The organism is Streptomyces sp. col6, assembly GCF_008042035.1.
Classification (GTDB): Bacteria; Actinomycetota; Actinomycetes; order Streptomycetales; family Streptomycetaceae; genus Streptomyces.
In genome coordinates, this window is sequence record NZ_RDBL01000029.1 from 244,153 (window position 1) to 265,651 (window position 21,499).

Annotated in this window: 17 protein-coding genes and 1 pseudogene; 7 read left to right on the forward strand and 11 right to left on the reverse strand. The window is 73.3% G+C overall.

Annotated elements, in window-relative coordinates:
- Positions 1-145: 145 nt before the first annotated feature.
- A pseudogene (locus EAO73_RS30325) lies at positions 146-694 on the reverse strand (SCO6745 family protein); the annotation flags it as partial.
- A 108-nt stretch (positions 695-802) separates the two neighbouring features.
- Here EAO73_RS30325 and EAO73_RS30330 point away from each other — a divergent pair.
- Together EAO73_RS30330 and EAO73_RS30335 are read left to right on the forward strand one after the other, a co-directional pair.
- Positions 803-1,375: a TetR/AcrR family transcriptional regulator gene (locus EAO73_RS30330; RefSeq protein WP_147974723.1), complete on the forward strand. Its 573-nt coding sequence runs from the start codon at positions 803-805 to the stop codon at positions 1,373-1,375.
- Positions 1,376-1,410: 35 nt separating this feature from the next.
- A complete protein-coding gene (locus tag EAO73_RS30335) occupies positions 1,411-1,935 on the forward strand; it encodes a GNAT family N-acetyltransferase (protein WP_147974724.1) in 525 nt (174 codons plus the stop codon).
- Here EAO73_RS30335 and EAO73_RS30340 read toward each other — a convergent pair.
- The 5 genes from EAO73_RS30340 to EAO73_RS30360 all read right to left on the reverse strand — a co-directional run bounded on the left by EAO73_RS30340 (position 1,916) and on the right by EAO73_RS30360 (position 11,067).
- The gene (locus tag EAO73_RS30340; RefSeq protein ID WP_147975386.1) at positions 1,916-3,220 is read right to left on the reverse strand and encodes an MFS transporter; all 1,305 of its coding nucleotides are present in this window, start codon (positions 3,218-3,220) and stop codon (positions 1,916-1,918) included. The two genes, EAO73_RS30335 and EAO73_RS30340, sit on opposite strands and share 20 nt — an antisense overlap.
- Before the next feature lie 35 nt (positions 3,221-3,255).
- A complete protein-coding gene (locus EAO73_RS30345) occupies positions 3,256-3,861 on the reverse strand; it encodes an ArsR/SmtB family transcription factor (RefSeq protein ID WP_147974725.1) in 606 nt (201 codons plus the stop codon).
- 72 nt (positions 3,862-3,933) lie between these two features.
- Positions 3,934-7,464 carry a transcription-repair coupling factor gene (gene mfd / locus EAO73_RS30350; protein WP_147974726.1) on the reverse strand — a complete coding sequence of 1,177 codons (3,531 nt, stop codon included), beginning with the start codon at positions 7,462-7,464 and terminating at the stop codon, positions 3,934-3,936.
- A 238-nt stretch (positions 7,465-7,702) separates the two neighbouring features.
- Positions 7,703-10,282 (reverse strand): ABC transporter permease, encoded by a 2,580-nt coding sequence (locus EAO73_RS30355; RefSeq protein ID WP_147974727.1) that lies wholly within the window; start codon positions 10,280-10,282, stop codon positions 7,703-7,705.
- Complete coding sequence (locus EAO73_RS30360; RefSeq protein WP_147974728.1) at positions 10,279-11,067, reverse strand: ABC transporter ATP-binding protein; 789 nt, start codon at positions 11,065-11,067, stop codon at positions 10,279-10,281. The genes EAO73_RS30355 and EAO73_RS30360 overlap by 4 nt, the downstream gene beginning before the upstream one ends.
- Positions 11,068-11,587: 520 nt before the next feature.
- Between EAO73_RS30360 and EAO73_RS30365 the strand changes: the two genes are divergently transcribed.
- From EAO73_RS30365 to EAO73_RS30375, 3 genes are all read left to right on the forward strand, one after another.
- On the forward strand, positions 11,588-12,280 hold the full coding sequence (locus EAO73_RS30365; protein WP_147974729.1) for an NAD(P)-dependent oxidoreductase: 693 nt from the start codon (positions 11,588-11,590) through the stop codon (positions 12,278-12,280).
- Entirely contained in the window at positions 12,277-12,681 is a 405-nt protein-coding gene (locus EAO73_RS30370; protein ID WP_147974730.1) for a pyridoxamine 5'-phosphate oxidase family protein, read from the forward strand. Before EAO73_RS30365 ends, EAO73_RS30370 begins: the two co-directional genes overlap by 4 nt.
- Before the next feature lie 62 nt (positions 12,682-12,743).
- Positions 12,744-13,628: a haloalkane dehalogenase gene (locus EAO73_RS30375; protein ID WP_147974731.1), complete on the forward strand. Its 885-nt coding sequence runs from the start codon at positions 12,744-12,746 to the stop codon at positions 13,626-13,628.
- Here the strand turns inward: EAO73_RS30375 and EAO73_RS30380 are convergent.
- Together EAO73_RS30380 and EAO73_RS30385 are read right to left on the reverse strand one after the other, a co-directional pair.
- Positions 13,576-14,511: an aldo/keto reductase gene (locus tag EAO73_RS30380; protein ID WP_147974732.1), complete on the reverse strand. Its 936-nt coding sequence runs from the start codon at positions 14,509-14,511 to the stop codon at positions 13,576-13,578. The genes EAO73_RS30375 and EAO73_RS30380 overlap by 53 nt on opposite strands.
- Before the next feature lie 10 nt (positions 14,512-14,521).
- Positions 14,522-15,457: an NAD-dependent epimerase/dehydratase family protein gene (locus EAO73_RS30385; RefSeq protein ID WP_147974733.1), complete on the reverse strand. Its 936-nt coding sequence runs from the start codon at positions 15,455-15,457 to the stop codon at positions 14,522-14,524.
- A 70-nt stretch (positions 15,458-15,527) separates the two neighbouring features.
- Between EAO73_RS30385 and EAO73_RS30390 the strand changes: the two genes are divergently transcribed.
- Positions 15,528-16,436 carry a LysR family transcriptional regulator gene (locus EAO73_RS30390; protein ID WP_147974734.1) on the forward strand — a complete coding sequence of 303 codons (909 nt, stop codon included), beginning with the start codon at positions 15,528-15,530 and terminating at the stop codon, positions 16,434-16,436.
- A gap of 24 nt (positions 16,437-16,460) precedes the next feature.
- Here EAO73_RS30390 and EAO73_RS30395 read toward each other — a convergent pair whose 3' ends face one another.
- Entirely contained in the window at positions 16,461-17,918 is a 1,458-nt protein-coding gene (locus EAO73_RS30395; protein WP_147974735.1) for an MFS transporter, read from the reverse strand.
- Positions 17,919-18,070: 152 nt separating this feature from the next.
- On the opposite strand from EAO73_RS30395, the gene EAO73_RS30400 reads away from it, so the two are divergent.
- A complete protein-coding gene (locus tag EAO73_RS30400; protein WP_147974736.1) occupies positions 18,071-18,526 on the forward strand; it encodes a MarR family winged helix-turn-helix transcriptional regulator in 456 nt (151 codons plus the stop codon).
- Between the two features lie 18 nt (positions 18,527-18,544).
- Here the strand turns inward: EAO73_RS30400 and EAO73_RS30405 are convergent, their stop codons facing one another.
- Positions 18,545-19,213: a cellulose-binding protein gene (locus EAO73_RS30405; protein WP_191134285.1), complete on the reverse strand. Its 669-nt coding sequence runs from the start codon at positions 19,211-19,213 to the stop codon at positions 18,545-18,547.
- 194 nt (positions 19,214-19,407) lie between these two features.
- The coding region (locus tag EAO73_RS30410; RefSeq protein WP_224756522.1) for an SUKH-4 family immunity protein at positions 19,408-21,499 on the reverse strand (2,092 nt) is incomplete at its 5' end.

The following is a 21,499-nucleotide window of genomic DNA, read 5'->3' on the forward strand; positions in this document are numbered from 1 at the left end:
GGTTACGTGGGATCTAGTCGTTGACAAGTTCCCGGATCACGCGCACTCTGGAGATCTAGGCAGTGGCTAGATGGCCGGTGCGTGGCGGAAGGTGTGGGGCATGTCCGAGGAACTGGGTCGCGTACGGCAGTTGTGGCACCTGCTGGAGCCCCTGCACGCCGTCCTGTACTACGCGCCGGAGGCCTTCGAGGTGGCCGTCGCCCCGGTGTTCGCGCAGGACGGTCGCCGCGTGCCAGAGGGCGAGGTGGGGTGCGTCGGGCCAGGGCAGCGCGGCGTTCGCGGCGGCCATCGGCCGGTCCGCCGTGTCGGCCGCTTCCGCGACGCGCCGCAGCAGCGCGGCGGCCTCGGCCGTCCCCGGCGCATCGGCCTCCTCCCCCAGGAGCGCCCGGTACGTACGGTCGACGGCCCGGCCCCGCGCGGCCAGCACGGCGTCCGGCGAGGCGACGGCCCAGGCGGCGGGGACGTACGCGCCGACCATGCGCGGGCTGAAGCTGAAGAAGGTCTCGGAGACCCGGTCCGCCCCCGCCTCCCCGAGCGGCGCCGCCCGCCAGGCGAAGTAGCTCGGCCACCGCTCGTCGACGCCGTACCCGAGGGCGGCGGCCTCCTCGAAGGCCTCCGGCGCGTAGTACAGGACGGCGTGCAGGGGCTCCAGCAGGTGCCACAACTGCCGTACGCGACCCAGTTCCTCGGACATGCCCCACACCTTCCGCCACGCACCGGCCATCTAGCCACTGCCTAGATCTCCAGAGTGCGCGTGATCCGGGAACTTGTCAACGACTAGATCCCACGTAACCTGCTGTCCATGACCAGCGACCGCGCCTACCACCACGGCGACCTGCGGCGGGCCGTGCTCACCGCCGCCCTCGACGTCATCCGCACCGAGGGCCCCGCCGCGCTCAGCCTGCGCGACCTGGCCCGCCGGGCCGGCGTCTCCCACGCCGCCCCCGCCCACCACTTCAAGGACCGCACGGGCCTGCTCACCGCCATCGCCGCCGAGGGCTACGGCCTGTTCGCGGACGCCCTGGCCGGGGCGCCGGACCTGCGCGAACGGGGCGTGGCGTACGTACGGTTCGCGACGACGCACCCGGCGCACTTCCAGGTCATGTTCCAGCCGGACCTGTACCGCACGGACGACCCGGACCTCCTCGCCGCGAAGGACCGCGCCACGGCGGAACTGCGCGCGGGCGTCGCCGCCCTGAGCCCCGACGGCGACCCCCGCCTCTCCGGCATCGCCGCCTGGTCCCTGGCCCACGGCTTCGCCACGCTGCTCCTCAGCGGCAACCTGGACGACGCGGTGGGCGACCGCGACGCGGAGGACGTGTTCCGGGATCTGGGCCGGCTGCTGTTCGCGGAGGGCCCCGGGGCGGCCGGGTGACACCATGAGAGCCCCGACGCCACCCCGGAGGACGGATGCGCGACACGCTCGACACGCCCCGGCTGGCCCTCCGGCGCCTCCGGCCGGACGACGCGCCCGCCCTGCACGAGCTGTTCGGTGACCCCGAGACCCACACCATCGGCACCGGACCGGTCGCCTCGCTCGCCCGCACCGAGGAGTGGATCGCGCGCCGGACCGCGTTCCACGCCGAGACCGGGCTCGTCTGGTACGGGGCGTGGCTGCGCGACGACGGCCCGCTGGTGGGGAACTGCGGGATCTTCGCGGGCCGGACCGGCCGCGCCGAACCGGAGATCGGCTACGAGATCCGCCGCTCCCACCAGGGCCGCGGCCTCGCCGGCGAGGCCGCCCGCGCGGTGCTGGCGGAGTGCGACGCCGCCGGGATCGCGCGTATCTGGGCCACCGTGCGCCCGCACAACGCCGCCTCGCTGAAGGTCTTGAGCCGCCTTGGCATGGTGCAGGCGTACACCCGCACCGACGAGCGCGGCGAGCTGCTGTACCTGTCCCGCCGGGCCGGGTGCTTCACTCCGGGCGGGAACTGACCTCGTACGCCCCCACGTCCGACGGCGCCAGCGACCGGATGCGCGGGATCGGGGACGGCAGGAGCCACAGCAGGGAGAGGCAGCCGCCCGCTGCCGCGGCCAGGAGCGTGGGGCGCAGGCCGAGGAGGGTGGCCAGGGCGCCTCCGGCCACCGCGCCCAGCGGGCGTACGCCGTAGTTGACCGTGCCGAACGCGCCCGCCACACGGCTGCGCATCCCGTCCGGGATCACCGCCGTCTGGAGGGAGTTGAGGTTGACGTCGAACAGCATGACCCCGAAGCCCGAGAGGAACTCCGCCCCGGCCAGCGCGGTGGCGCGGAGCCAGAGCGGGCCGTTCGCGGCGGCGGCGAGGGCGATCGGGGCGGGGAAGAGGACGGCGCCCACGAGGATGCCCCGGCCCACGCCCAGGCGGCGGGAGATCGCCGGGGCGCACACCGCGCCGAGCAGGGCGCCGGACGCACCGAGGCCCAGGGCGAGGCCGATCGCGCCGGCCGACAGGCCGAGGTCGCGTGTCGCGAACAGGACGAGCAGGCCGCTGCCGCCGACGAAGGTGAAGAAGTTGACCGTCGTCGCACAGCCCAGGGATGCCCGCAGCACCGGGTGGCGCACCACGAACGCCAGGCCCTCGCGGGCGCCGCGCAGCAACGGGGGCGCCGCCGGGCCGGTGGCGGGTGGCTCGTCGACCGGGATGCGGCCGATCAGCGCCGCCGACGCCAGGAACGACAGCGCGTCCACCACGATCGCGACGGGCGCGGTCAGCGCCTGGACCAGCGCGCCGCCGAGCGCGGGGCCGGCCACGTAGGAGGCCGAACGGCTGGTGCTGATCCTGCTGTTGGCGTCCACGTACGACGCCCTCGGTACGAGCCGGACGAAGAACGGCGGGTACGCCATGTTGAACAGCAGCCCGCCCGCGCCCGCCAGGACCGCCACCACGTACAGCTGGGTCAGCGTCACCGATCCCAGGAGGTACGCGGCCGGCAGGCTCAGCAGGACCGCCGCGCGCAGGATGTCGGCCAGGACCATCAGGCGGCGCTTGCGGGCGCGCCGGTCCACCCACGCGCCCACGAAGACCCCGAGCAGATTGGGTGCCCAGACGAGGGCGGTCAGCCAGGCGACCTGGTTGGCGGAGGCGCCCAGGGTGCTCACCGCGATCAGCGGCAGGGCCAGCTCCGTGATCCGGTCGCCGAACTGGGAGACCGTTTCCCCGGCCCAGAAGCGGGTGAACCGCCGGTTCCGCCATAACGACGGCGTGTTCGCGGGCGCGGATACGCCGGGGGCCGGGGGTATGCCGGAGGACGTCGACGCCTGCCCGGATTCGGTGCTCACGACTCCGGACCCCCTTCGGTCCCGCCCTCCGGCAGCGCGTACCGCAGCAGTGCCACGCCCCGGCTTCCCTCGGGGCGGTCCGCCGCGTCGCGGGTGACGTACGGGGCGAGCACCTGCTCGATCGCGTCCTCGATCGCGGCGAGTTCGCCGGCGCTCACCGTGATGCGGGTGTGGGCCAGACCGGCCGCCGCGCGCCACTCCGGGGCGAGGCCGGGCTCGACCTCGGCGGCCCAGCGGGCCGGGAGACCGGCGGTACGCAGGAACATCTGGCGCGACAGCTCCCGCGCGGCCGAGTGGCCCTCGCCGTCCGCCGGATCCTGCGGCGCCTCGAAGCGGAAGCCGCGCGCGACCGCCTCCCAGCGGCGGCTGCGGCGGTCGGGGCCGGGGGCGCTGTCGCGGACCAGGCCGAACGTCGCGAGGTGGCGCAGGTGCCAGCTGGTCACCGAGGGGGTCGCCCCGACGTCCGGCGCCAGCTCGGTGGCGGTCGCCGGTCCGTCCCGGCCCAGCCGTTCGAGGATCGCCAGGCGCACGGGGTGCGCCAGGGCCCGCATCGCCTGCGGGTCGGTGATGTCGAGGTCGCCCATGCGGTTGCTGGAGTCCATGACGTGAGAGTGTCCTCTCACATATTGTGGGAGTCAACTCTCACAACTGGACTCCAGCAGCCTTCCGGGCTTCTACGACCCGAGGATCGTCGTCAGGAACTCCCCCGTCCACGCCAGCAGTTCGCGTCCCACCACCGGCTTTCCGCCGATCTTGCCCGTCGTCGGGCGCGGTACCAGGATCTGGTGGACGGCCGGTTTGATGACCGTCTTCGGGTACAGCCGCTTCAGGCGCAGCTCCTGCGACTCGCGCAGTTCCACCGGCGCGAAGCGGATGTTCGGGCCCTGGAGCACGATGTCGCCGACCCCGCAGGCGCGGGCCAGCATGCGCAGGCCGGCCACCAGGAGGAGGTTCTCGACCGGCTCGGGCAGCTTGCCGTAGCGGTCGGTCAGCTCCTCGCGGACCGCCTTGATGTCGTCCTCCGAGGTCGCCGAGGCGATGGCGCGGTACGCCTGGAGGCGCAGCCGCTCGCCGGGGGCGTAGTCGTGCGGGACGTGCGCGTCGACCGGGAGCTCGATCTTGACCTCCAGCGGCGGCTCCTCCTCCACGCCGCCCTCCAGGGACGCCCGGTAGTCCGCGACGGCCTCGCCGACCATGCGGACGTACAGGTCGAAGCCGACGCCCGCGATGTGGCCGGACTGCTCGCCGCCGAGGAGGTTGCCCGCGCCGCGGATCTCCAGGTCCTTCATGGCCACGTACATGCCCGCGCCCATCTCGGTGTGCTGGGCGATCGTGGCCAGGCGCTCGTGGGCGGTCTCGGTGAGCGGCTTCTCCGGCGGGTACAGGAAGTACGCGTACCCCCGCTCGCGGCCCCGGCCGACGCGGCCGCGCAGCTGGTGGAGCTGGGAGAGGCCGAAGTTGTCGCCGCGCTCCACGATCAGCGTGTTGGCGTTGGAGATGTCGATGCCGGACTCGACGATCGTCGTGGAGACCAGCACGTCGAACTTCTTCTCCCAGAAGTCCACCACGACCTGCTCCAGGGCCTGTTCGGACATCTGGCCGTGCGCCGTGGCGATCCGCGCCTCGGGCACGATCTCGCGCAGCCGCGCCGCCGCCCGGTCGATCGACTCGACCCGGTTGTGGATGTAGAAGGCCTGGCCCTCGCGCAGCAGTTCACGCCGGATCGCGGCGCCGATCTGCTTCTCCTCGTACGGGCCGACGAAGGTGAGGACCGGGTGGCGCTCCTCCGGCGGGGTGGTGATCGTCGACATCTCGCGGATGCCGGTCACCGCCATTTCGAGCGTACGGGGGATGGGCGTCGCGGACATGGTCAGCACGTCCACGTTGGCGCGGAGCTTCTTCAGCTGCTCCTTGTGCTCGACGCCGAACCGCTGCTCCTCGTCGACGATGACCAGGCCCAGGTCCTTGAACTTCGTCTCGGAGGAGAAGAGGCGGTGGGTGCCGATGACCAGGTCGACCGCACCGTCCTTCAGCCCTTCGAGAGTCGCCTTGGACTCGGACTCCGACTGGAAGCGGCTGAGCGCGCGTACGTTGACGGGGAACTGGGAATAGCGCTCGGTGAACGTGCCGTAGTGCTGCTGCACCAGGAGCGTGGTGGGGACGAGGACGGCGACCTGCTTCCCGTCCTGGACCGCCTTGAACGCCGCGCGGACCGCGATCTCCGTCTTGCCGTACCCGACGTCGCCGCAGATCAGCCGGTCCATCGGGACCGACTTCTCCATGTCCTCCTTGACCTCGGCGATCGTCGTCAGCTGGTCGGGCGTCTCCGCGTACGGGAAGGCGTCCTCCAGCTCGCGCTGCCAGGGGGTGTCCGGGCCGAAGGTGTGGCCGGGGGCCGCCATCCGCGCCGAGTACAGCTTGATCAGGTCGGCGGCGATCTCCTTGACGGCCTTCTTGGCGCGCGCCTTCGTCTTCGTCCAGTCCGCGCCGCCGAGCCGGTGCAGGGTCGGGGCCTCGCCGCCGACGTACTTGGTGACCTGTTCCAGCTGGTCGGTCGGGATGTACAGCCGGTCGCCGGGCTGGCCGCGCTTGGCGGGGGCGTACTCGACGAGCAGGTACTCGCGCGTCGCGCCCTGCACCGTGCGCTGCACCATCTCGATGTAGCGGCCCACGCCGTGCTGCTCGTGGACGATGTAGTCGCCGGTCTCCAGCGTCAGCGGGTCGATGGTCTTGCGGCGCCGGACCGGCATCCGGCCCAGGTCCTTGGTGGCGGTGCGCTGGCCGGTGAGGTCCGTCTCGGTGAGGACGGCGAGCTTCAGGCCGGGGTGAACGAAGCCGTGGTCGATGGCCCCGCACGAGACGTGGACCACGGACGGGGTGATCTCCCCCAGGTCCGGGTCGAGCCGGGCCGCGATCCCCTCGCCGCCCAGCATCTCGACGGTACGCGAGGCGAGCCCCTGGCCCTCCGTGACGTACACCGTGCGCCAGCCGTCGGCCAGCCGGCCCTTGGTGTCGGCGAACGCCCGCGCGGTGTCGCCCCGGTACGTCTCCGGGGCCTGCATCCCGAGGGACAGCGTGTCCGCGTCCAGCTCCGCGTCGGCGGCGAACGGGGAGATCGACCACCACATCATGTCCAGCTCACGGGCGCGCTCGCGCACGTCCGCGATGCCCCGCAGCGAGGCCGCGCCGACGTCGATGGGGGCCTCGCCGCCGCCCGCCGACGCCGCCCAGGACGCCTGCAGGAACTCCTGGCTCGTCGCGACCAGGTCCGCGGCCCGGGTCCGCACCCGCTCGGGGTCGCACACGACGGCCATCGCGCCCTTGGGCAGCACGTCGAGCAGCAGCTCCATGTCGTCCACGAGGACCGGGGCCAGGGACTCCATGCCCTCCACCGCGATGCCCTGGGCGATCTTGTCGAGCAGTTCGCCCAGCTCGGGGTGGGCCTCGGCGAGCACGGCGGCCCGCTCGCGGACCTCGTCGGTCAGCAGCAGCTCACGGCAGGGCGGCGCCCACAGTCCGTGCTCGGCGACCTCCAGGGACCGCTGGTCGGCGATCTTGAAGTAGCGGATCTCCTCGACGTCGTCGCCCCAGAACTCCACCCTCAGCGGGTGCTCCTCGGTCGGCGGGAACACGTCGAGAATGCCGCCGCGCACCGCGAACTCGCCGCGCTTCTCGACCAGTTCGACCCGGGCGTACGCGGCTGCCGCCAGCGCCTCCACGGTCTCGCCGAGGTCCGCGCTCTGCCCCGTGCGCAGCGAGACGGGCTCCAGGTCGGCGAGCCCCTTGACCTGCGGCTGGAGCACGGACCGGATCGGCGCGACGACGACCGAGACCGGCCCGGTCTCCGGGTCGTCCGCGCGCGGGTGCGCGAGGCGCCGCAGCACGGCCAGCCGGCGGCCCACGGTGTCGGAGCGGGGCGACAGGCGCTCGTGCGGCAGGGTCTCCCAGGACGGGAACTCCGCGATCGTGTCCGGCGGCAGCATGGTGCGCAGCGCGGCCGCCAGGTCCTCCGCCTCCCGGCCGGTCGCGGTGACCGCGAGCACCGTCCGCCCGGCGTCCCTGGCCAGCGCCGCCACGGCGAAGGGTCGCGCGGCGGGCGGGCCCACCAGGTCGATGTGCATCCGGTGGCCGTCACCGGCGGCCTTCACCGCTTCGTCGAGCGCCGGATCACGTACGACGACATCCAGCAGACCGTTCAGGCTCATGAAGGGGTTCCGTCCGGGTGAGGAGAGGGGCCTCTGACGGCCGGCTGCCGCCAGGGCGCGCTGCCCCGGGGGCAACGCGAAGGGCCCGACACGTGGAACGCGCCGGGGGTTCCAGCGTACGACTCCGCAACGACAGCCGCCCCCGCGACGGGGGCCGCCACGCACCGCACGCGGTCCGGCCCCGGGCGTTCCGAGGAACGCACCGGGGCCGGACCGCGTCAGCCGGCGGCCGTCCTTCTCACCCGTCCGTGGCGATCGCGTTCAGGACGTTCATCCGGCCCGCCCGGAAGGCCGGGACCAGGGCGGCGAACAGTCCGACGAAGGCGGAGGCGACGAACACAGTGATGATGGTCGGCCACGGGATCTCCAGGACGCCCATGCCCTCCAGGGCCAGCAGCTTCTGGGCCGAGGTGCCCCAGCCCATGCCCAGGCCGAGGCCGAGCAGGGCGCCGAAGAGGGCGATGACCACGGACTCCAGCCGGATCATCCGGCGCAGCTGGCGGCGGGAGAGGCCGATGGCGCGCATCAGGCCGATCTCGCGGGTCCGCTCGACGACCGACAGGGCCAGGGTGTTCACCACGCCGAGGACCGCGACGATGATCGCCAGGGCGAGCAGGCCGTAGACGACGTTCAGGAGCTGCCCGATCTGGTCCTTCAGGTCCTCCTTGAAGTCGGCCTGGTTCTGGACCTTGTACGTCGGGTACTTCGCGAGCGAGTCCTTGAGCGCCGCGTAGGCCGCGTCCTCCTCGCCGTCCTTCGCCTTGGCGAACATGAGCATGTTCTGCGGCAGCTTGCCGGCGGGGACGTACTGCTGGGCGGTCGAGGTGTTCATGTACATCGCGCCCTGGTCGAGCGAGGTCTCGTCCGAGGTGATCGCGGCGACCTTCAGCTTCGCCGTCGTGCCTTCCTTGAACGCGACGGTGATCGTGTCGCCGACCTTGACGCGGTGCGCGGTGGCGTAGTCCTCGCCCACCGACATGGCGTTCTTGCCGTACGCCTTCGCCAGGTCACCGGAGAGGACCTCGCGCCGTACGTCCTCCTGGTAGCTGGGGTCGGCCGCCGTGACCTCCTCGCTCTTCGTGGTGCCGTCCGGGGTGGTCAGCTTCGCGTCCAGGACCCTGTAGTGCGTGAGGTGCTCGATGCCGGGCGCGGCGGCCAGCGCCTCGGCGGCCTGCGGGACGATCGGCTGGCCGTTGCCCGCCTGCACGATGAAGTCCGCGCCCACCGACTTGTCCAGCTCGTCGGTGGCCGAGGCGACCATCGAGGAGCCGACCACGGACAGGCAGGCCACCAGGGCCAGGCCGATCATCAGGGCGGCGCCGGTCGCGCCGGTGCGGCGCGGGTTGCGCAGCGCGTTGCGCTCGGCGAGCCGGCCGACGGGGCCGAAGAACCGCAGCAGGACGGCGCTCAGCGCCCGTACGACGACCCCGGCGAGCAGCGGGCCGATGACGATGAAGCCGATGAGGGTGAGGACCACGCCGAGCCCGAGGAAGGCGGAACCGTCGCTCGCCTTGTCGACCTCGGCCGTCCACCACAGGGCGGTCACGCCCGCGCCGGTGACGACGAGGCCGATGCCGGCCCTGATCCAGCCCGACTTGGCGTCCGCGGGGGTCCCGGCGTCGCGCAGAGCGGCCATGGGCGAGACCTTGCCGGCCCGCCGGGCCGGGATGTACGCGGCGAGGACGGTGACGATGATGCCGAGCGCGAGGCCGGTCACCGGGGTGGTCCAGGCGATGGTGAGGTCGTCGGTGGACAGCTCCATGCCCACGGCGCCCATGACCTTCATGAGTCCGACGGCGAGCCCGACGCCGGCGCCGACGCCGAGGATCGATCCGACGATGCCCAGGAGCACCGCTTCCAGCAGCACCGAGCGGTTGACCTGCTTGCGGCTGGAGCCGATGGCCCGCATCAGGCCGATCTCGCGGGTGCGCTGGGCGACCAGCATCGAGAAGGTGTTGACGATCAGGAAGATGCCGACGAGGAAGGCGATCCCGGCGAAGCCGAGCATCGCGTACTTCATGACGTCGAGGAACGACCCCATGGAGTCCTTGTTCGCCGCCGCGGCTTCCTTCTGGGTCTGGATCTTGTACGTGGCCGGGTCGCCGAGCGCCTTGGCGACGTTCTGCTTCAGCTGGGTGTCGCTGACGCCGGGCGCGGCGGTGAGGGAGAGGTGCGTGAAGGCGTCGGGGGCACCGAGCAGCGCGCGCTGGGCGGTGGCGGTGTCGAGGTAGACGATCGCCGCGCCGGGGTTGGTCACCTTGAAGGTGGCGATGCCGCTGATCTTCCCGGTGATGTCGCCGGTGGCCGCGATGGTGCGCAGCTCGTCACCGATCTTGAGGTGGTGCTTCTCGGCGGTGTCGGCGTCGACCATGACCTCGGTCGGGCCGCGCGGGGCGTGGCCGGAGGTGATCTCCATGGACCGCAGGTCGTTCTGCGTCCAGTTGCCGGCGATGGTCGGGGCGCCGGTGTCGGAGCCCATGTTCTTGTTGTGGCTGTCGACGACCGTGACGGCCGGGCTGGAGACCCCGCCCTCGGCCTTCTTCACCCCGTCGGCCTTCGCGACCCGCGCGAGAACGGAGGCCGGCAGCGATTCCGGCTTGCCGTTCTTGGGGATCTCGTCGACCTCGGCGTTCTTCGGGCTGACGGTGACGTCGGCGGAGGTCGCGGCGAAGAGCTTGTCGAACGTGGTGTTCATGGTGTCGGTGAAGACGAGCGTCCCGCAGACGAACGCCACCGACAGCAGGACGGCGACGGCGGAGAGCGCCATGCGTCCCTTGTGCGCGAAGAAGTTGCGCATCGAGGTCTTCCACACGGTCATGACGTCCGCCCGCGCGCGTCGAAGTCCTTCATGCGGTCCAGCACCTGGTCGGCGGTGGGGTTGTGCATCTCGTCGACGATGCGTCCGTCGGCGAGGTAGAGCACCCGGTCCGCGTAGGAGGCGGCGACGGGGTCGTGGGTGACCATGACGATGGTCTGGCCCAGCTCGTCCACGGACTTGCGCAGGAACGTCAGCACCTCGGCGCCGGCCCGCGAGTCCAGGTTCCCGGTCGGCTCGTCGCCGAAGATGATCTCCGGCTGGGCGGCGAGGGCCCGCGCCACGGCGACGCGCTGCTGCTGGCCGCCGGACAGCTGGGTCGGGCGGTGCTTGAGGCGGCCGGCCAGGCCCACGGTCTCCACGACCTGGTTGAGCCAGGCGGCGTCGGGCTTGCGGCCCGCGATGTCCATCGGCAGCGTGATGTTCTCCAGCGCGTTCAGCGTCGGCAGCAGGTTGAACGCCTGGAAGATGAAGCCGATGCGGTCGCGGCGCAGCTGGGTGAGCTTCTTGTCCTTGAGACCGGTGATCTCGGTCTCGGCGAGGTGGATCTGCCCCGACGTCACGGTGTCCAGACCGGCCAGGCAGTGCATCAGCGTCGACTTGCCGGAGCCGGACGGGCCCATGATCGCCGTGAACTGCCCGCGGGCGATGTCCACGTCGACATGGTCCAGCGCGACGACCCGGGTCTCGCCCGTCCCGTACGCCTTGACGACCTGCCGCGCCCGCGCAGCCACGGCCGTACGCCCTCCAGTGCCCCCGTGCCTGGGAATGGTTACAGCCGTTGTCACGGTTTTTCTCCTATGTCGGTCGGCGACAGGTCGTCGCCGTCTGCTGTGAAGTCTGCTGGGAGGAGGGGGTCCGGCGCGCTGGTGCCCGGCGCAGTCTTCGGGTGGGGTTTTCCCCACCCCTCCCCCTGCGGTCCGCCCTCGGCGGCAGGTCTGCGGTACGTCTCCGGTACTTCTGCGGTACGACGAACACGCTACGGAAGGGGGGTGCCCCGGCACGTCCTCCGGCGGGAGGAACGGCCCCTGGCCCGGAGTAAGGAGCTCCCCCTAGGGGGCTGGGCCCCTGGGTGGACATCCCTCTCAGGGACTGCACCCAGGGGTCCACACCGCTGGGTGGGGAGGGGTGTTACCGGAAGGGGTGCTACCGCCGGCGCGGGGCGAGGGCGGCGCGCAGGCCTCGCGCACCCGCGCGCGGACGACCCGGAGACCGGGCCGGTCTCGGTCGTCGTCGCGCCGATCCGGTCCGTGCTCCAGCCGCAGGTCAAGGGCGTTCCGCCTCACCTCGAAGGAAGCAGCCCACACCATGCGCATCACCGTCTTCGGCGCCAACGGCCCCACCGGACGCCACCTCACCGACCAGGCCCTCGCCGCCGGCCACGAGGTCACCGCCGTCACCCGCCGCCCCGGCTCGCTGCCGGCCCGCGCCGGTCTCACCGCGGCCGTCGCCGACGCCACCGACCCGGCTGCCGTGGACGCCGCGGTCCAGGGGGCGGACGCGGTCCTGTCCGCCCTCGGCGCCCGGTTCAGCAAGGAGCCCATCACCCTGTACTCGCAGAGCGCCGCCGCCATCACGCGGGCCATGGACCGGCACGGTGTGGAGCGGCTGCTGGTCATCAGCTCCAGCATCGCCGACCCGGACTGGCGGCCCACCGGGGCGCACTTCTTCAACCATGTGCTCGACCCGCTGGTGAACCGGCGCTTCGGCCGCACCCTGCACGCGGACATGCGCCGCATGGAGGACGTCGTCCGCCGCACGGCTCTCGACTGGACCCTGGTGCGCCCCTCGGGCCTCTTCGAGCACCCCGTCGTCACCGACTACCTGACCGCCCCCTCCAGCGCCGACGGCGTCTTCACGGCCCGCACCGACCTCGCCGCGAGCATGCTGCGCGAACTGGAGGAGCGACGCCATGTGCGTACGGCCATGGGCGTCGTCACGACCGCTGTGAAGCCGAACATCGCCAAGCTGATCTGGAACGAGGGCGTGAAGAAGAAGTGAGCCGGCCGGACAGCGCGACCACCGCCGCCGCGCGGGCCTTCCTCGCCCTTCCCCGCACGGCCACCCTCACCACGCTGCGTCCCGACAACACCCCGCACGTCGCCCCCGTCCGCTTCACCTTCGACGCGTCCACCGGTCTGGCGCGGGTGACCACCAGGGCCGGCGCCCGCAAGGCGCGCAATGTGGCGGCGGGCGGCCCGGCGGCCCGGGTGGCGCTCTGCCAGGCGGACGGCTTCCGCTGGATCACCCTCGAAGGCCGGGCCGCGGTCGAGGACGATCCCGTACGCCTGGCGGAGGCGGTGCGCCGGTACACCGCCCGCTACCGCGCGGCCCCGCCCGCCCCGCCGGACCTGGCCGTCATCGAGATCGCGGTCGACCGCGTCCTGAGCCTCAACGTCTGAGCCCTCACCACCCCTTCGGATCCATGAAATCCCCGACCAAGAAAGCGATGTGACCTTTCGTCATGCCCACCGTTTCCGTTCTCGGCACCACCGTCCACCACCGCGAGGCCGGCGACCCCGACGGCCTGCCGTTCGTCTTCCTCCACGGCAACCCGACCTCCTCCCACCTGTGGCGCAACGTCCTGCCGGGGGTGGCCGCGCCCGGCCGCCGGCTGCTGGCCCCCGACCTCATCGGCATGGGCGAGTCCGGCAAACCCCCGCTCGCCTACTCCTTCGACGACCACGCCCGCCACCTCGACGCCTGGTTCGACGCGCTCGGCCTGACCGAGGCCGTGCTCATCGGTCACGACTGGGGCGGCGCGCTCGCCTTCGACCGGGCCGCCCGCCTCCCGGGGGCCGTGCGCGCGCTCGCCTTCACTGAGACGATCGTCAAGCCGCTGTACGGCGACGAGTTCCCGGCCGCGGGACGCGAGTTGTTCACCCTGCTGCGTACGCCCGGAGTGGGCGAGCGCATGATCCTGGAACAGGACGCGTTCATCGAGGGACTGCCGGCCACGCTCGCCACCCCGCTCGACCCCGCCGACCTCGACGTCTACCGCCGCCCCTTCCCGACCCCGGAGAGCCGCCGCCCGGTCCTGGCGTGGACGCGCATGATGCCGCTGGACAGCGAACCCGCCGACGTCGTGGCCCGGATCGAGCGCTACGACGCCTGGCTGGCCACAAGCCCCGAAGTCCCCAAGCTGCTGGCCGCGTTCGAGCCGGGGCCCGGGGCGATGACCGACGCGGGCACCGTGGCCTGGTGCGAGAAGAACATCGCGGGCCTGGAGGTCTCCCGCCACGGCCCGGCCGGCCACCACTCCCCGGAGGACCGCCCGGAGGAGCTGGCCTCGGCCATCAGCGCCTGGGCGGACCGCCACGGGCTGGGGCGCCCGCCGGTGACGGGCTGAGCCGGTCCACGTCCTCGTCCAGGAGCGCCGTCTCGGCCTCGTCCAGGACGAGTCCGGCGGCCCGCGCCGAGTCCTGGACGGATGCCGGGCGGCTCGCTCCCGGCACCGGGACCATCACCGGGGACCGGGCCAGCAGCCAGGCCAGGACGACCTGCTGGGGGCTGACCCCGCGCGCGTCCGCGACGCGGTGGAACGCGGTCCCCGCGGAGGCCGGCCCCGACGGGCCGTCGAGTGCGCTGCGGGAGATGCCGCCCAGCGGGCTCCAGGGCAGGAAGGCGAGGCCCAGCCGTTCGCAGAGCCGGAGTTCCGGCTCGCTGTCACGCACGGCCGGCGAGTACTGGTTCTGTACGGAGACCAGTGCGTCGCCGAGGATCGCGTGCGCCTCCCGGATCTGTCGGGTGCTCACGTTGGAGATCCCGGCGGCGCGGATCGTGCCGGCGTCGAGCAGGTCGCGCAGGGCCCCGACGGAGTCGGCCCAGGGCACGGTCGGGTCGGGCTTGTGCAGCTGGTAGAGCCCGATGGCCTCGGCGCCCAGGCGTGCGGCGGACTCCTCGGCGGCCCGCCTGAGGTGCCCGGGGGTTCCGGTGACGGTCCAGCTGCCGTCGCCGGGCCGCCCGCGCCCGCCCTTGGTGGCGACCAGGACGCCGGAGGTGTCGCCGCCGTGGCTCCGCAGGGCGCGGGCGAGGAGGAGTTCGTTGTGGCCCCTCTCGCCGGCGTGCCAGTGGTAGCTGTCGGCGGTGTCGATGAGCGTGACGCCCGCGTCGAGCGCGGCGTGCACGGTGGCCGTGGCCCGCTGCTCGTCCGGGCGCCCCTCGATGGAGAGCGGCATGGCGCCCAGGCCGATGGCGCCGACCGTCAGGTTTCCGATGGTGCGCTGACGCATGGCGTACTCCTCAGGCGGCGGGGGCGGTGGCAGCCGCTTCGGTGACGGCGTCCGGCAGCCAGTCGGCCGTCCGGGAGAAGACGAAACCCAGCTCCTTGGCGCGTCGGTTGCTCATGGCGTAGTACCGGTCGAAGGAGAACGGTCCCGTCGGCTCGCCCGGGGCGGCGGTCCGGTGCACGGGATGCCCGCCGCTCGCCGCGGCGATGGCGGCGGTCAGGCCGGTCACCTCGACCAGGCCGTCGGAGCAGGCGTTCAGCGGACCGGTGAAGGCGGTGGCCGTGGCGGCCCACCGGAGCAGATCGGCCAGCTCCGCGTAGTGGATGAAGACGCTGGGCTGCTCCTCGCGGTGTACGGCGATCTCCTCGCCCCGGCCGACGCGCTCCACGTAGTGCGCCAGGCGTCCGGTGAACTCCTGGGCGCCGCCGCCGAGTACGTGCGCGCTGCGTACGGAGACGAAGGCGAACCGGCCCTCCCGGGTGAACACCGCCTCCGCCTGCCGCTTGCCCTCGGCGTAGTGGGCCTCCAGGTACGCCGCGTCGTGCCAGGGCAGGTCCAGCCGCACCCGCCAGGCGGCGGGGTCCACGTGTTCCTCCGCCACGGGGACACCGGGGGCGAGGGGCGGCAGCCCCGCCGTCGCCGGGTCGTAGACCTCGATGGTGGAGGTCATGACGTAGCGCGCGGTGCGGTCCCCGAAGACGCGGACGGCGCTCGCGGCCTGGACCGGGGTGTAGCAGACCTGGTCGACGACCACGTCGAAGGTGCGCCCGCCGAGCGCGGCGGTGAGCGCGGCCTCGTCGTCGCGGTCCACGACGAGGTGTTCGGCGCCCGGGGGCGGCGGGGCCGAGCCGCGGTTGACGACCGTGACCCGGTGTCCGGCCTCCAGCGACCGCTGGACCAGGAGCTTTCCGAAGTATCGGCTTCCGCCGATGACGCAGATCCTTTGCATGCCTCCATCCTGGAGACGTACCGTCAGCAGCAGAAGTACCGGTCTGCTGAACGCGTATGAAGGAAAACTGTTGATCGATGTGCAGCGGCTCCGCGTCCTGCGGGCCGTGGCCGAGCACGGCAGCTTCAACCGGGCGGCCGCCGCCCTGCGGCTGACGCCCTCGGCCGTCTCCCAGCAGGTGGCCGCCCTGGAACGCGGTCTCGGCACCCGGGTCGTCGAGCGCAGCACCCGCGGGGTCACCCTCACCCCGGCCGGCCGGATCATGGTCGGCGCGGCGGAGTCGGTCGCCGCCGAACTCGCCCACGCCCAGCGGCAGGTCGGCGAACTGGCCACGGGCCGGACCCAGCTCACCGTCGCCACGTTCACCAGTGGCGGCAGGCTCCTGCTGCCCGGTGCCCTCGCCGAACTGACGGCGGCGCACCCCGGCACCGTCGTCCATGTCCGGGAGTACGAACCGGAGGACAGCCTCCCGCTGGTCCGCCAGGGCGCCGTGGACCTCGCGCTCGCCTACCACTTCGACGGCCCGCTGCCCGGCCGGCCGGGGCCGGAGTGGGCCGCGCTCATGGACGACCCCCTGCACGTCGTGCTGCCGCGCCACCACCGCCTCGCTTCGCGGGACACCCTCGACCTCGCCGAACTGGCCGGTGAACCCTGGGTGCTCGGCTGCCTGAAGACGGAGGCGTACCTGCGCCGCCACGCCCGGCAGGCCGGGTTCGCGCCGGACATCCGCGGCACGACGACCGACTACTTCTTCGCCCGCTCGCTCGTCGCCGCGGGCCTGGGCGTCTCGCTGATCCCGTCGGTCGCGCTGGCCCCGGAGATCCCCGGCCTGCACACCGTCCCGGTCGGCCGGTCGGCCCCGGCACGGCACATCGGTGCCGCGACCCTCGGACATCCCCGCGCCCGCCTCCAAGTCACCACCCTGATCCGGGCGCTGCGGAAGCAGGCGGAGGCATGGCGGGAGCGGTCCGCCGGCTGACGGACCGCTCCCGGTTCGTCCTGCTCAGCCCTTGGCCGCGGCCACCTCCGGGGCGGCGGGGGTGCCGGTCGTGTCGCCGCCCGTGGCGGTGGTACGTACCGCCGGGATGAAGGCGGAGATCGCGACCGCGACCAGGGCGACGCCGCAGCCGAGGACCAGGCCCGTGCGGAAGCCGGCCTCGGAGGTGAAGGTGAAGCCGCCCGCCTCGGTGGTCAGCTGGGCGAGGACCGCGCCGATCACGGCGGCGCCGACCGAGGTGCCGAGGGCGCGCATGAGGGTGTTGAAGCCGTTGGCGGCGGCCGTCTCGGAGGCCGGGACCGCGCTCATGATGAGGGCCGGCATCGCACCGTAGGCGAGGCCGACGCCGCTGCTGCTGACCATGAGGAACAGCATCAGGCCCCAGGCGGAGCCCATCAGCAGGATGCCGAGGCCGTAGGCGGCGGCGATGACGAGGACGCCGGAGATCAGGGTGAACTTGGGGCCGCGGGCGTCGGTGAGCTTCCCGCCGAACGGGGAGACGACCATCATCATGATGCCGCCGGGCGCCATCCACAGGCCGGCCTGGAGCATCGACTGCCCGAGCCCGTATCCGGTGGCCTCGGGGAACTGGAGCAGCTGCGGCGCGATCAGCATGCCGGCGTACATGCCGAAGCCGACGAAGAGCGACGCGATGTTGGTGATGAGCACCCGGGGGCGGGCGGTGGTGCGCAGGTCGACCAGCGGGTCGGTGGTGCGCAGCTCCCAGAAGCCCCAGGCGAGGAGCACCACGACGGCGGCGGCGAACAGGCCGATGGTCGTCGTGGAGGTCCAGCCCCAGTCGGCGCCCTTGGAGACGGCGAGCAGCAGGCAGACGAGGCCGGCGGCCAGGCCGAGGGCGCCGGGCACGTCGAAGCGCTGCCCCTTGGCGCCGGCCGGTACGTCCGGGATCACGAACCAGATCAGCGCGCAAATCGCGGCGGCCAGCACGGCCGAGCCCCAGAACAGCACGCGCCAGCTGGCGTACTGGGCGACCGCCGACGCGATCGGCAGGCCGAGGGCGCCGCCGATGCCGAGCGAGGCGCTGACCAGGGCGATGGAGGAGCTCATCTTCTCCGGCGGCACCACGTCGCGCAGCAGGGCGATGCCGAGCGGCACCATGCCCATGCCCATGCCCTGGAGACCGCGTCCGACGATCATCGGGACGACGGAGGACGAGAGCGCGCAGACCACGGAGCCGGCGATCAGCGGCACGGAGCAGGCGAGCAGCATCCGGCGCTTGCCGAGCAGGTCGCCCAGCCGGCCGGAGACCGGCACGCACACCGCTGAGACCAGCAGGGTGGCGGTGATGACCCAGGCCGCGTTGGAGGACGAGGTGTCCAGGATCGTGGGCAGTTCCGCGATGAGGGGTGTGACCAGCGTCTGCATGATCGCCGCGACGGTGCCGGCGAAGGCCAGGGTGGCGACGACGCCGCCCGTCCTCGCCGGCGGCTGGGTGGCATCCATGAGGGGGACTCCTAGGAGATCGAGGTCCCGCCTGCCGGGACAGCGACGTGCATCGTACATGTCCAATGCGTCATACACATTATGTGCCCCGTACACACTCCATGCGAGAATGGGCCGCCGTCCGGACGCAGCAGAAGCAGGAGGCCGCAGCCATGCCCAGGCCCACGGAAGAGGTGGAGTACGAGCAGATGCTGCTCGGCCGCCACAGCCTCGCCGACCACCGCGGCGGACGCCACAAGTACGCCCTGCTGGACCGCAGCGCGTACATCCTGCTGAGCCGGCTGCGCGTCCAGGGCCCCATGTCCAACGGCGAACTCAGCGACGCCTTCGGCCTCGACGCCTCCACCCTCAACCGCCAGACCGCCGCCGTGACCCGGGCCGGGCTCGCCGAACGCATCCCCGATCCCGACGGCGGCATGGCCCGCAAGTTCCGCATCACCGACGCGGGCAGACAACTCCTCGACGCCGAGCGCGAGCGCGTCGTCCGCTCCCTGGACCAGGTCATGCACGACTGGCCGGACGACGACATCGCCGCCTTCGCCGGCTACCTCAAACGCTTCAACAGCGGCATCGAACAGCTCTCCAAGCGCCCCTGGCCCCGGCCTTGAGAGCTCCGGAAGGGCAGATCAGTCCCGCGAGGGCGAAACCCGCCCGGTGAGCGCCGCGAGCGAACTGCGCACGTGCGCCATGTGCGCCTGGACCTCCTCGCGGCCCTCCTCGTGCTCCCGCAGGATCCGCCCGGTCTCGCGCACCACCCGCTCCTCGCGCACCCGCGCCCGCGCGACCAGCTCGGCGGCACGCGCCTGCGCGTCCTCCTGACCGTGCCGCGCGGCCTCCTCCGCCTCCGCCCGGTCCTTCCGCGCGGCGGCCAGATCCGCCTCCGCGCGTTCGAGGAGAGCGGCGTGCTCCGCGGCCCGCGCCGCCTCCGCGCCCGCGATCTCCCCCTCCGCCGCCTTCCACCGCTCGGCGTGCTCCTGCTCCTGGTGCGCCAGCACGCTCGCGGTGCGCTCCCGGGTCGCCGCCCTCGCGGCCTCCGCCTCCTCGCGCACCGCCGCGGCCTCGGTACGCGCCGCCTCCAGCACCTCACCGGCCGCCGCCTCCGCGACCCCCACCACCTCGTCGGCCCGGCTCACCGCCGCCAGCTCCTCGGCCAGCTCCGTCAGCCGGGCCACCCGCGCCACGGCCTCGTCCCGCTCCGCGGAGAGCGCCGCCACCGCGCGGTCCACCTGCTCCGGGCGGTAACCACGGCCCCGTACACCGACGAACCCGTACGCGGACCCCGGTGCAGAACTCATCCCTGACGCCTCTTTCCGATCATCCCGACTCCTACGCCCCGACCATCGAGCGATACGTCAAGGATGCGGCAATTGGTCAAGAAGTCTGAATAGATGCGTCGCTTTCCGGACGGAAGCGACCGGCATCACACACGGCAAAGGCGTGGTGCCCGGTCCCCGCGGGGGACCGGGCACCACGCCCGCACACGGAACGGTCAGATCAGCCCGTCCCACATCTGCTCCAGCAGCACCGACCACCAGCTCTCCGGCGAGGCCAGCGCCGCCCCGTCCAGCGCCACCAGCTGCGCCTGGAAGTCCACCGTCCAACGGCCCGCCTGCTCCGGGTTCAGCCCGTACCGCAGCCGCCACATCCGGCCCAGCAGCGCCATGCAGCGCACGAACTCCGGCAGCCCCGTGTTCACGAACTGCGGCGGCACCGGCGCACCGCCCGGACCCGCCTCCACCGGCACCGCCACGATGTGCGCCGTGCCGTACTGGACACAGATCGCCCGGCCGAAGTCCGAACCCATCACCAGGTACGACCCCGCGTCCGACGCCGGCTGCACCTGACGCTGAGCCGCCAGCTCCGCCAGCGTCGGGATCACCGGCTGACCCGGCTGCGCCCAGAAGAACGGCCCGAAGTCGGCGGGCAGACCCGCCCACACCAGCGTCCGCGCCACGATCTCCGGCACACCCTGACGGGACACCGCACGCTGATCGAAACGGAGCACACCCTGCGGACCGAAGGTCTGCGCCATCTCCTCGGCCAGCGCCTCCGGCGGCACCGGCGGCGCCGGCTGCATCTGCGGCAGCGGGGCCCGCACCGGCGCCGGCCGCGCGGGCCCGTCCGCCACCTGGTGCAACTCGCCCTGATGCGTCAGCAGATGCTGCATCCCCTGCTGCCGGCTCGCATGGTCCGTGCCGTACGGGGCGACCGACGTGATCCGCACCTGCGGCCAGGTCTCCCGGATCATCCGGGCACAGTAACCACCGGGCAGCTCACAGGACTCCAGCTCCGTGTGCAGCTCGATCACCTGCTGCGGCGGTACGTTCATCGCCCGCAGCTCGTGCAGCATCTGCCACTCCGGGTGCGGCGTACCCGGCGCCGAGCGGCGGATCAGCTGCTGCTCGCTGCCGTCCGGCGCCCGGAAGCGCAGCACGGCCTGATAGCCGGGACCGACGGTCGGCTGACCGGTCGGCGGCGCCTGCGGATAGCCGTACGCCGGCGGCGGCGTGTGCCCGGCGGGCGGCGCGCCCATCGGCGGACCCGGCGGCTGCGGCGCACCCGGACCGACCTGCCCAGGACCCGCGAGCATCGTCGCCGCGTGATGCACCCCGCCCGGACCGGGCGGCGGCGTCGCACCCGGCGGCGGCGGAGGCTGCTGCCCCGCCGGCACACCGGGAGCACCCGGAGCACCGGGCGGGCCGGGCGGCTGCGGCGCACCCGGAACACCCGGCGGACCGGGCGGCTGCGGCGCACCCGGACCGGCCGCGTTCGGGTCGGCGAACATCGTCGCCGCCTGGTGCACCCCGCCACCGGGCGGCGGCGTCGGCGCGCCGGGCGGCTGCGGGGCCCCGGGCGGGCCCAGCTGCGAGACCAGCTGCGTCGGCACATAGCCGCCCGCCGGGGCGCCGGGCGCACCCGGGCCGGACGGCGGCGGCACCGGGGCACCCGGCCGCGCGCCCGGAGTGCCGGGGGCACCCGGAGGCGGCGGAGGCGTGCTCCCGCGCCCCGCACGCGGCGGGAGGGCGGCCTTGCTCGTCGCGGCGTCGGAGATGTCCCCGGCCCCGGGACCGCCGGGCACACCCGGCGGCGGGGTCTGCTGCCCCGGAAAATGCGGCGCGGGCCCACCGGGCGGGCCCGCGTTCGGACCCGGCACCGGAGGCGGACCCGGCACGCTCGTACCGGGCACCGGAGGGCCGGGCACAGCGGTCCCCGGCACGGGCGGACCGGGCACCGGCGGGGCCGGCTCGGCCGGGCGGCCGCCCGGGCTCGGCGCGATCGCGGTCTTCGGGAGCGCGCTGCCGCCCGACATCAGCGCCGTCGGAGCGTCCGCCGGCACCACCGGGGGCAGCTCCTCCTCGTCGTCGGCGCCCGACAGCGGCGGCGCGAACACCGTCGCCGGCAGCGCCACCTCCGCGTCGTCCGAGCCCGCGTTCGTATCGGTCCCCGCCCACGGCGTGGCCCCCACGGGCGGCTGGAGCGAGGACGCCGGAACACCCTCCGACGCGGTCGGCTCGTACGCCACCGAACCGCCCTGCGACGGCGTCGGGGAGGACGGGATCGGGGCCGGCGGCGGGAAGGAG